The organism is Mesorhizobium sp. P5_C1 (assembly GCF_054049815.1).
The window spans coordinates 1-1,973 of the sequence record NZ_JBFULQ010000783.1 but is presented as its reverse complement, the minus strand read 5'-3'; the positions used below and the strand labels follow the sequence as shown (position 1 = coordinate 1,973).

The window sequence follows — 1,973 nt, the reverse complement described above, 5'->3', positions numbered from 1 at the left end:
GCGTCAAGGCTTTGTCCTTTTAAAGACAAGAACCCTGTCGTTTCCACCAAGGTCCTGAAATGCACCGCCCGGCAGGTAGCAGGCTACGGCGAATATTCCCAAGACCTCGTTGTGCTGCGTGTGGCCGATCTCGACCGCAATCCTGCCTTCAGCTTCCAAAAACCTTGCCGCCTCCGCGGCGATGATCCTGTAGGGGTTCAGACCGTCCTCGCCACCATCCAAGGCCAAGCGCGGATCGAAATTGCGGACTTCGTCCTGCAGATTTCCAATGTCTTCAGACCGTATATAGGGAGGGTTTGCGGCAATTACATGGTACCGGCCGGAAACTTTTTCGAACCAGTCCGACTGGAGCGCTGTGAATCGGCCTGCGAGGCCCAGTTGCCTTGCATTGCGGGTCGCCGTCGCCAGCGCGCCCGCGGACATATCGACGCCAGTGGCGATCGCGGCCGGCACGGCGCTGAGCAGCGCCAGCGCGATGGCGCCGGTGCCGGTGCCAAGATCGAGGATGCGGCATTCGCCTTCCCGCACTGCCACTGCCCTGACGAAAGGCAGCATCGCCTCGACCAGCGTTTCGGTATCCGGCCGCGGCTCCAGCGTTTCCGGCGACAGCGACAGGCGCAAACCATAGAATTCACGATAGCCGAGGATGCGATGCACCGGCTCGCCGCCGGCGCGCCGTCTCAAGGCATCAACAATTGCCGCAATGGCGCTTCCGTCGATCTTGCGGTTGGGATCGGCAATCGCCTGCGTGCGCGTCGTGCCGGAAAAATGTTCGACGATCAGCCTCGAATCGAGCGCCGGATCGTCGACGGCGGCAGCGGCGAGCCGAGCCTGCGCCTGCCGCAGCAGCGGCCCCAGCGCCTCGGGCAGTCGATCAGCCATCGATGCCGATGTCGGCGAGCAGCTTCGACTGGTGATCGGCGATCAGCGAGTCGATCACTTCGTCGAGTTCGCCCATCATCACCCGGTCGAGCTTGTACAGCGTCAGGTTGATGCGGTGGTCGGTGACGCGGCCTTGCGGGAAATTGTAGGTGCGAATGCGCTCGGAACGGTCGCCGGAGCCGACTTGCGACTTGCGCGATTCGGAGCGCTCCTCGTCCGCCTTGCTGCGCTCCAGGTCATAGAGGCGGGCGCGCAGGATCTGCATCGCCTTGGCGCGATTCTGGTGCTGCGACTTTTCCGCCTGCACCACCATGATGCCGGTCGGCAGATGGGTGATGCGCACAGCCGAATCGGTGGTGTTGACGTGCTGGCCGCCCGAGCCCGAGGCGCGCATGGTGTCGATGCGGATGTCTTCGGCCCTGATGTCGATGTCGACCTCTTCGGCTTCCGGCAGCACGGCGACCGTGGCGGCCGAGGTGTGGATGCGCCCGCTCGCCTCGGTCGCCGGCACGCGCTGCACGCGGTGCACACCGGATTCGAATTTCAGATGCGCAAAGACGCCCTTGCCGGAGATCGTGGCGATGATTTCCTTGTAGCCGCCGGCATCGCCATCGCTGGCCGACACCGTCTCGAAACGCCAGCCGCGCTCGGCGGCGTAGCGCTCATACATGCGAAACAGGTCGCCGGCGAATAGCGCGGCCTCGTCGCCGCCGGTGCCGGCACGGATTTCGAGAATGGCGTTCTTGTCGTCGGCGGCATCCTTGGGCAGCAACAGGATCTGAATGTCCTTTTGCAGCGCCTCGATGCGCTCCTCGACCCCCGGCAGGTCGGCCTCCGCCAAGGCCCGCATTTCGGCGTCGGTACCCTTATCGGCAAGCATGGCTTCAAGATCGGCCTGCTCATGCTCGGCCGAGCGCAGCGCCCTGACCTTGGCCACCATGTCCTGGATCTCGGCATATTCCGACGCCATCCGCACATAGGCATCCGGCGCTGGGCCAGCCGACATCTGCGCTTCGAGCATCTCGAAACGCTTGACGACTTGATCCATACGATCGCGGGGCAAATTGACCATGATGAGGATGCTACAATGG

General features: G+C 63.7%; 2 protein-coding genes. Both read right to left on the bottom strand.

The window, feature by feature from the left end; all coding sequences use genetic code 11:
• Positions 1-3: 3 nt before the first annotated feature.
• Positions 4-882: a peptide chain release factor N(5)-glutamine methyltransferase gene (gene prmC, locus ACXJ7R_RS31230; RefSeq protein WP_457155173.1), complete on the bottom strand. Its 879-nt coding sequence runs from the start codon at positions 880-882 to the stop codon at positions 4-6.
• Positions 875-1,954, bottom strand: a complete 1,080-nt coding sequence (gene prfA / locus ACXJ7R_RS31225; protein WP_457155174.1) for a peptide chain release factor 1 — start codon at positions 1,952-1,954, stop codon at positions 875-877. The genes prmC and prfA overlap by 8 nt, the downstream gene beginning before the upstream one ends.
• Between the last annotated feature and the right edge of the window lie 19 nt (positions 1,955-1,973).

Coding starts and splice junctions, on each gene's coding strand:
- prmC (WP_457155173.1), bottom strand. CDS start 882: ATGGCTGATCGACTGCCCGAGGCGCTGGGGCCGCTGCTGCGGCAGGCG.
- prfA (WP_457155174.1), bottom strand. CDS start 1,954: ATGGTCAATTTGCCCCGCGATCGTATGGATCAAGTCGTCAAGCGTTTC.